Source organism: Nostoc sp. CHAB 5715, from assembly GCF_020829685.1.
GTDB lineage: Bacteria > Cyanobacteriota > Cyanobacteriia > Cyanobacteriales > Nostocaceae > Nostoc.
Genome location: NZ_JAIVFR010000226.1, coordinates 1 through 8,568, shown reverse-complemented (window position 1 = coordinate 8,568; position 8,568 = coordinate 1). Strand labels below are relative to the sequence as shown.

Sequence of the window (8,568 nt, the reverse complement as noted above, 5' to 3'; positions counted from 1 at the left end):
GTGATCGTAGTAAATAAAATTCAGATAGCGGCTAAATTAGGTATCCGCATTGATGCTAATCAAGCGACTGTAGATGATTGGTTACGTTTACCAGGTTTGTCAATTCACCAAGCGCGATCGCTTGTAGAACTTTCGCATTCGGGTGTTAAATTTTACTGTATTGAAGATATCGCTGCGGCTTTGGCTATACCAGCGCCCCGGTTAGAGCCATTAAAGCCTCTGCTGAATTTTATTTACTACGATCACGAATCTTTAGAAAGTCCAATCCATTTAGTCAATCCAAATACAGCAACAGTTGAAAATTTAGCCCAAATTCCATTTATAGATTTGTCTCTAGCGCAAGCAGTGGTTCAAAATCGGCAATCAGTCGGGCCTTACCGTAACCTGGCTGATTTCCAACGGCGCTTGGAGTTAACTGGTGATGCGATCGCTCAACTGATGTATTATTTGAGGTTTTAACTTAAGGTTCCGAAGGAAGGTACATGTCTTCCAAAAAAATTCTACCTTCTTCTTTTTGGCTTTTCCGTGATTTCTCGATAATGCTGATAAACTTTGGATTTATGCTCAAGCTAAGAGTTTCTAAATCAATATCTTCAACAGAGAACAAAGCGGCAATAGGTTGACCGTTTCGAGTCAAAATGAGAGGCTGCTCATTTTTATCGTGTTTCTCCAGCAGTCAGACAATCTCGCTGATTTCAACTGTTTTCATAGTTCAACTATTTCTCCACCAATGTAGACCGTCATTAGTCATTAGTCATTAGTCATTTGTGTTTACTAAGGACAAAGGACAATTGACTTTGGACAACCTCACCAGTTGATGTGCAACTTAAATGCGTAACAGCGTAATACACTCGAAAGTCATCTATTCGCAATTCCCAAACTGCCATTAGATTTGGGCGCATCTCTTTACGGTTTCTAGTAGTGGTCTGTCGCAAAAGTTTTGATAGGTGAATTAGTTGTTAAACTTCTCTTCTTTACCTCTTCCTTCGTGTACTTCGCGTCTTCGTGGTTCGTTCTCTTATCCCTCAAATTTAATGAGACAGACCAGTAGTAGTGTGTCAAATATATTTTGACGGATATCAAGACATTTGAGAAACCAAAAAACTCTTTCCCTACTCCCTACTCCCCACTCCCTACTCCCCACCTTCACCCGTCATTTTTGGGTTGACAGACCAGTAGGCATAGTTGGCCCAAAGCTCAACTGCTCGGTGATGGCAGTTGTGATAATCCTTTGTTCTCTAGCTGTAAATACTTGCAGATGAGAGAGGCTATTTCTGGAAAAGGCGATACGGTATGGCAAGGCTGTAGACTTTGAGATTGGGCTATGTAGAACACAACTACGCTTAACTGTTACAAATGGTCAGTTGTTTATTTTTCACAACTGACCAGTAACTAATTAAATGAACCCGATGCGATATTGTATTAAAATTAAGTTAACTTTGATTAAGATTCTTGTTGGCATGGCCATAATGCGCCAATCGCTGTATGGCAGTGCATATAAGAGATCAAATTAAACAAAATGGATTTATAGACATCCGTTTAACAGCTTAAAGTGGCAGAGTGATGAACATTCGGTTACTAAGGCTGATCAGTTGTATAGGCATCTAGAGGCAAATTAAGATGAAATTCTCTTGGAAAGTCGTAGTACTCTGGACATTGCCTGCTTTGGTAATTGGTTTTTTCTTCTGGCAAGGGGCCTTTGCAGGCGCTCCTACTGACATGAGTAAGAATGCAGCCAATACCCGCATGACCTATGGTCGCTTTCTAGAATACTTGGATGGCGATCGCGTCACCAGCGTGGATCTGTACGAAGGCGGTAGGACAGCAATTATAGAAGCCCGCGATCCAGACATCGAAAATCGTGTCCAAAGGTGGCGGGTGGATTTGCCTGTTAACGCTCCTGAGTTAATTAGCAAGCTCAAAGAAAAAGACATTAGTTTTGATGCTCACCCCATGCGCAATGATGGGGCAATTTGGGGATTGTTGGGCAATCTCATATTTCCAGTTTTATTGATTACCGGGCTGTTCTTTTTGTTCCGGCGTTCTAGCAACCTCCCCGGCGGGCCAGGTCAAGCGATGAATTTCGGCAAATCCAAGGCGCGTTTCCAAATGGAGGCGAAAACTGGGGTCAAATTTGATGACGTAGCTGGTATTGAAGAAGCTAAGGAAGAATTGCAAGAAGTGGTCACCTTCCTCAAGCAGCCAGAAAGATTTACCGCAGTAGGCGCACGGATTCCCAAGGGAGTGCTGTTAGTTGGGCCTCCTGGAACTGGTAAAACTTTACTAGCAAAAGCGATCGCTGGTGAAGCAGGCGTACCTTTCTTTAGTATTTCCGGTTCGGAATTTGTGGAAATGTTCGTTGGTGTGGGTGCATCCCGCGTCCGCGATTTGTTCAAGAAAGCCAAAGACAACGCCCCCTGTATCATCTTCATCGATGAAATCGACGCAGTAGGACGGCAACGGGGCGCTGGTATCGGTGGCGGTAACGATGAAAGAGAGCAAACCCTCAACCAGTTGCTCACCGAAATGGACGGGTTTGAAGGTAATACAGGCATCATTATTATTGCTGCTACCAACCGTCCTGATGTACTAGACTCAGCATTGTTGCGTCCTGGTCGCTTTGACCGACAAGTAACAGTCGATGCACCCGATATTAAAGGACGTTTGGAAATCTTACAAGTCCATGCGCGGAACAAGAAATTAGATCCTAGTGTATCTTTGGATGCGATCGCTCGCCGCACTCCTGGATTCACTGGTGCTGACTTAGCTAACTTACTCAACGAAGCGGCAATTTTGACTGCTAGAAGACGTAAAGAAGCTATCACCATCCGCGAAATTGATGATGCAGTCGATCGGGTAGTAGCTGGGATGGAAGGTACTCCCTTGGTGGATAGCAAGAGCAAGCGCTTGATTGCATACCACGAAATTGGACACGCCTTAGTGGGAACTTTATTAAAAGACCATGACCCAGTGCAGAAAGTCACCTTAATTCCACGGGGACAAGCGCAAGGTTTGACTTGGTTTACTCCCAACGAAGAACAAGGGTTAATTTCTCGTTCTCAGTTGAGAGCAAGGATTACTGGCGCTTTGGGCGGTCGTGCTGCTGAGGAAGTTATTTTTGGGGCTGCGGAAGTTACCACTGGCGCTGGTGGAGACTTGCAACAGTTATCAGGAATGGCACGGCAGATGGTGACTCGTTTCGGGATGTCCGACTTAGGGCCACTGTCGTTAGAAAGCCAGCAGGGTGAAGTTTTCTTGGGTCGTGACTGGACAACCCGATCTGAGTATTCCGAATCCATCGCCTCTCGCATTGATGGACAAGTGCGAGCGATCGTGGAAGAATGCTACGAAAACGCCAAGAAGATTGTGCGTGACCATCGCACTGTCACTGATCGCTTAGTCGATTTGCTCATCGAAAAAGAAACCATTGACGGCGAAGAATTCCGCCAGATTGTGGCTGAGTATGCTGAAGTACCTGAGAAGCAGCAGTACGTACCGCAACTGTAATAGTTAGCTGTAGTCAGGAATGCTCACTTAATATTTTGCAAAAGTTGGGGATGGTAAATACCATCCCCAAAACTTTTTCTAGAACAACCCTGGCGGTGGTGCAAGTTAAAAACCACATCTGTCGTAGAGGCAATTCATCAATTGCCCCTAGACGTGGATCTATTTAGTATTTAGGATCAAAATTTGTAGTTAAACGCTCATGGCTCGATGGAGGCAGTAATTACAGTTCATCGCGATCTTTATTTTTGTTCATTAAAATCTTTGTATATCCCGCCCTCCCACCAAATTCATCTTCATATTTATTTACTTCCTTGGGCTTTGATCCCAGTTTAGATGCCAAATCTTTTATTTCTTTTTGGAAGTAATCGCCCATACCATTGCACCTCCCAATTCTTTTTCAATCAAATAACTGACTTTATAACCAAGTGATTTCGGGTTGTCATAACTCACCCAAAGTCCGGTTTTAGTGCTGTAGGCGTAGGGAGTCAAAGTCGCTTCATCCCACTTTTGGACATTGAGTTCCCCATTAGCAATTTTCTCAAGAATTTCATAATAAGCGAGAATACCAGGGGTGGCTGTCGCTGGTCCTGCGGGTCCCGCACTACTAAAAGGCTTTCCGTAGCCATCGGTACGGTCTGCGATGACGTAACTTCGCCCGTAGGTGGGCATCCCTAGCACGATCTTTTCCTTGGGAATTTTCGCTTTCAGGTAAGCGTCCACCGTATCCTTGATGCAAAACGTACCATTGGGGACGGAATCTTGCAGGAGAGGCGCGTTGACTCCTGTTCCTATTGTCTTGGGATCGTCAAAAGCCCCGTGGTAGTCGTAGGACATGACATTAAACCAATCTAAATATTGACCGCACTGAGCCAACCACAGGAAGAATTGGTCGCCCGTTTTGCTACCCTTGGGTACGGCAGCAGAAGCCATAATGATGATAAAATTTTGTCCAGCAGTTTGACGGAACTCTTTCAGCAGTGTTAGGTAATTGTTGTAATCGGCATCTTGACCACCTCGTGCAGAGTCGCCGGGATATTCCCAGTCGAGATCAATGCCGTCAAAGCCGTATTGTTTGGCATAGGCGATCGCAGAATTAATAAACTGCCTCCTGCCATTAGGATTGGCTGCCATTTTGCTGAATAATTGGCAGGTAAAGGGGCCGTAGGGGTGAGCTGTTCCGGCTGACTCAGGCGTGTCATCGCAACTGTTAAAACTCCAGCCACCAATTGCGATAAGCGTTTTGAGGTTGGGGTTTTTCTTTTTTAAATTCTGCATCGCCGGGTACAGAACTGTCTGATCGTTCCATTCCACTGGTTGAAGTGTGTAGTCACCTGTGTAGCGTTGGTTTCCGGTTCGTGTTGGCGATGGATCGACACTCCAACTCACAAAGCCCAACATACCAAAGGCAAAGTTGATGTGTGTAAATAGCGAAGGGTCAATTTGGTCGGGGAAGAACTTCCCTCCGCCTTGGCGATATTGTGCCCAGTTGCCAAAGTAACCAACAAATTTATATCCTTTTTTAGATGTACTGCTTAGGGCTTGAGCAGTGAGAGTTTCAATTATCCCGAAAGACCGTGCTAACCAGAACTATCGTGTGGTATTCGAGACTGACGGTAAGCGTGTCACTCAGTTTCGCTCAGGTAAACTACCGGAAGTTGAATTTGTTGAAGGCTGTTCTTGATCTGAGATATCATCAAACTTACTTTCTTAGCGATCGCAACTTGCGTAGTTTGCCGCCGTAGACATCGCTGCACTTTACTCTCAAAATGATACTATGCAGTTAAGCGTGATTGAGGGGTGATACAGTGCCGTACAGCGCCTTTAATCTTAGCAAAGTAAAAACAGACTTTAAATTAATCTTTGTTGAAAATCAAGATTTATTTACAGATGTGCAAGCAGTTTCACCTAGTGAATATCTAAATTTGATTTTCTCTGAGCATCTACCATTGGTGACAGCAATAAATACAGAAAAAGCTCGTTCTGAACTAATTATTATGCCTGTTTTAATTGAAGTTAAACGCTTCTTTAAATACCAAATTAGTATATTTTCTGGTTCAGAGTTTAATGTAGATGCTTCTAAAGGCTTAGAAGGGCGCTGTGATTTTATTCTCAGTTGTTCACCAGAACAATATGATATTACTAGTCCTGTCGTAACTATTGTGGAAGCTAAAAATGAGAGTATTAAATCTGGTTTAGGACAATGTATTGCGACAATGATTGCATCTCAATTGTTTAACCAGCAACAAGGAAATATTATCGATGAAATTTATGGTGTAGTTACAACAGGAACAGATTGGAAATTTCTAAAACTTTGTGAGAATACTATCTTTATCGATAAGAACGATTACTTTATTAAAGAAATAGACAAGATATTAGGAATTCTCACAACGACTCTGATGGTTTGTCCGCAATTTTAGCTTGGGGATGGTACACACCATCCCCATTTTTTTATCGTTCCACTTCATCCACTGCTTTGGGAACTCCCGCAGTTAACACCTCATGTCCATCAGATGTAACTAACACATCATCCTCAATCCGAATACCAATACCAATCCATCGAGGATCAGTCTCTGGTTGATCTTCTGCTAGTTTGGTGTCAGGCACAATATATAATCCTGGTTCCACTGTCAGAATTTGGCCTGGTTGTAAAATCTGCGGTTTGTCTTCACCGTGCTGGTAAACACCCACATCATGTACATCCAACCCTAACCAATGACTGGTGCGATGCATATAATATGGCTTATATTTCTCTTCTTCAATTAACTTGTCAATTTCACCTTTGAGGATGCCAAGTTCAACTAAACCTTCCGTGAGAACACGCACTGCTGTATCATGAACTAATTTAAAGGGATTACCTGGTTGCACTTGAGCGATCGCTTGTTTTTGCGCTTCCAAAACAATCTCATACAGCGTCTTTTGTTCTGGCGTAAATTTACCACCTACAGGAAACGTCCGCGTAATATCTGAGTTGTAATAACCGTAAGCACAACCAGCATCAATTAGCAGTAATTCTCCATCCTGCATTTGACGATTATTTTCAATGTAATGCAGTACGCAAGCATTCACACCAGAAGCCACAATCGAAGGATAAGCCGGGCCTAAACCACCCCGCACTCGAAAGATCCGTTCCATCTCCGCCTGTATTTCGTACTCATAACGTCCAGGTGCGGCGATTTCTTGAGCATAATTGTGTGCAACAGTGGCGATCGCAGCTGCTTGACGCATCAACCCCAACTCAGCCTCACTTTTGATCAATCTCATGCTGTTGAGAACAGGGCCAGTATCTTCAATGGCGATCGGCCCAGTACCGCGTTTAGGATAAGTTCGCAGTAAACTTTGGTAATGTCTCAGGATTTGGTCATTAAAAGTGCGATCACGTCCTAAGTGATAGTAAATCCGGCTGGCTTTTTCCAAATACTGCGGCAACTTTTCATCTAACTCGCTAATGGGGTACGCTTCATCAGCACCATAAATTTCCTTGGCTGCATCTATCCCAGAAAGATAACCAGTCCATACTTCCTTTTCGCGATCCTTTGGTTGGACAAACAGCACAAACCGATGTTCTGAATGATGCGGCGCTAACACTGCTACTGCCTGTGGTTCATTAAAACCAGTCAAGTAGAAAAAATCACTGTCTTGGCGATAAACATACTCGACATCGTTGTGCATTACTGCCATTGGCGCACTGCGAAAAATGGCTGTCCCATCACCAATTTTTGCCATTAACTGCTCACGACGCTGCCGATATTCTGCTTGCATAGCTGATGTATTTATGAAAGTATTGTGTTATTTTACACCTTTTCCAACTAGAGGATGCATTCATGCCTCTTAATAGTTGCTAATCTAAGTTATTCTAACCAATATTTGTTTCCACTCAAGTTATAAATCATTCGAGAATAATCAATTTTATTGAAAAGCTCAGATCGCGGACTTCTTTAAGAAGCCGGGGATCTAGTTATTCATCAATAATTTAGACTTGCTATACAAACTACTATGTAATACTGCTGTGATTACATAGTGTAAAAGTTTTAGATAGCCGAATAACAATTACATAAATTTGTATGTTCTAATTGAACATTTTAAATGTCAAAACAATAAATAAAATAATCAGCTTTTATCTATAAATCATCATATAGGTAAAGCACAAAATATATTTTATAATTGCTTAATAGAACTTTAAAATCTCATGATTATCCTTTAAAATAAACAGATATTTATATTCAAAGAATGACATTAATAAATAAAAAATAGTTATAAAGAAATCTTAAAACCCTGGTAAATGTTATTTCGTTACAGAAAGAGATTCTCGAAAAAAGTTAAAAAAATATGACAACCAATAATAAAAATACACCATGCCTGAAAGTACAAATTCCTCACCCTTATCTTTGAATACATCTAAATGGGTATCAGAGTCTTTTGCAAAATCACAAATCTTGACAAATTCTTTTGAGAGTTTAAATTATGATTTGGGGTTTGGGAATAAGAGTTCCTCACTAGCACTAGAAAGTGAATCGGTGACTGCGCCTGTTAAAACGTCAGCAAATCCCAATCCTAATCCTTACTTAACTAGTGCGGCGATTACTCCTGACTTTAACGGTGATGGTAAAACGGACAAAGTTTGGGTTGATTCTACAACCGGTGAGATTATCATTCGGTTGATGGATGGCACAAGTGTTGTTGAACAGGGATCTTTGGGTAATTTCGACCTATCCGCCTATGATTACAAAATTGCCGATTTCAACAATGATGCCAAAACCGACTTCTTATTACGCAATAAAACAACCGGTGAGAATAGCATTGTGCTGATGGATGGAACCAAAGTTGGTACTGCGGCTTCTCTAACTAGCGTTGATGCAGCGTGGAATCCTCAGATTGGCGATTTCAACGGCGATCGCAAAACCGATATCTTCTGGCATAATGCTACAACTGGTGAGAACGCTATTTGGCAGATGGATGGCACAACAGTTCTGAATGCAACTGTTCTAGACACAACAGACGCAGCACTAACTCCTACCATTGTTGATTTTGACGGCAATGGCAAGAGTGACATTTTCTGGCGCA

At 42.4% G+C, this 8,568-nt stretch carries 9 protein-coding genes; 5 read left to right on the top strand and 4 right to left on the bottom strand.

The window, feature by feature from the left end; translation table 11 throughout:
• On the top strand, nucleotides 1-459 hold a 459-nt coding region (locus LC574_RS14380), incomplete at its 5' end, for a ComEA family DNA-binding protein (RefSeq protein ID WP_229454151.1).
• A gap of 694 nt (nucleotides 460-1,153) precedes the next feature.
• On the opposite strand, the gene LC574_RS14375 is transcribed toward LC574_RS14380, so the two are convergent.
• Nucleotides 1,154-1,300 (bottom strand): hypothetical protein, encoded by a 147-nt coding sequence (locus LC574_RS14375; protein WP_229454150.1) that lies wholly within the window; start codon nucleotides 1,298-1,300, stop codon nucleotides 1,154-1,156.
• Nucleotides 1,301-1,620: 320 nt separating this feature from the next.
• Here LC574_RS14375 and ftsH2 point away from each other — a divergent pair, with 320 nt between their 5' ends.
• Nucleotides 1,621-3,507 (top strand): ATP-dependent zinc metalloprotease FtsH2, encoded by a 1,887-nt coding sequence (ftsH2, locus tag LC574_RS14370; protein ID WP_229454149.1) that lies wholly within the window; start codon nucleotides 1,621-1,623, stop codon nucleotides 3,505-3,507.
• A 220-nt stretch (nucleotides 3,508-3,727) separates the two neighbouring features.
• On the opposite strand, the gene LC574_RS14365 is transcribed toward ftsH2, so the two are convergent.
• Together LC574_RS14365 and LC574_RS14360 are read right to left on the bottom strand one after the other, a co-directional pair.
• Nucleotides 3,728-3,880, bottom strand: coding sequence for a hypothetical protein (locus LC574_RS14365; protein WP_229454148.1), 153 nt, complete (start codon nucleotides 3,878-3,880; stop codon nucleotides 3,728-3,730).
• Complete coding sequence (locus LC574_RS14360) at nucleotides 3,853-5,067, bottom strand: glycosyl hydrolase family 18 protein (protein WP_229454152.1); 1,215 nt, start codon at nucleotides 5,065-5,067, stop codon at nucleotides 3,853-3,855. Before LC574_RS14360 ends, LC574_RS14365 begins: the two co-directional genes overlap by 28 nt.
• Between LC574_RS14360 and LC574_RS38005 the strand changes: the two genes are divergently transcribed.
• Nucleotides 5,054-5,188 (top strand): hypothetical protein, encoded by a 135-nt coding sequence (locus tag LC574_RS38005; protein WP_267871531.1) that lies wholly within the window; start codon nucleotides 5,054-5,056, stop codon nucleotides 5,186-5,188. The two genes, LC574_RS14360 and LC574_RS38005, sit on opposite strands and share 14 nt — an antisense overlap.
• Before the next feature lie 124 nt (nucleotides 5,189-5,312).
• Entirely contained in the window at nucleotides 5,313-5,924 is a 612-nt protein-coding gene (locus tag LC574_RS14355) for a hypothetical protein (protein ID WP_229454147.1), read from the top strand.
• A 31-nt stretch (nucleotides 5,925-5,955) separates the two neighbouring features.
• Here LC574_RS14355 and LC574_RS14350 read toward each other — a convergent pair whose 3' ends face one another.
• Nucleotides 5,956-7,266: an aminopeptidase P N-terminal domain-containing protein gene (locus tag LC574_RS14350; protein ID WP_229454146.1), complete on the bottom strand. Its 1,311-nt coding sequence runs from the start codon at nucleotides 7,264-7,266 to the stop codon at nucleotides 5,956-5,958.
• Between the two features lie 593 nt (nucleotides 7,267-7,859).
• Between LC574_RS14350 and LC574_RS14345 the strand changes: the two genes are divergently transcribed.
• Nucleotides 7,860-8,568 (top strand): VCBS repeat-containing protein (locus LC574_RS14345; RefSeq protein ID WP_229454145.1); only part of this gene is annotated, 709 nt, incomplete at its 3' end.

Excerpts from the sequence above, each read along its gene's own strand:
- LC574_RS14365 (WP_229454148.1), bottom strand. The coding sequence starts at position 3,880 with ATGGGCGATTACTTCCAAAAAGAAATAAAAGATTTGGCATCTAAACTG.
- ftsH2 (WP_229454149.1), top strand. The coding sequence starts at position 1,621 with ATGAAATTCTCTTGGAAAGTCGTAGTACTCTGGACATTGCCTGCTTTG.
- LC574_RS14350 (WP_229454146.1), bottom strand. The coding sequence starts at position 7,266 with ATGCAAGCAGAATATCGGCAGCGTCGTGAGCAGTTAATGGCAAAAATT.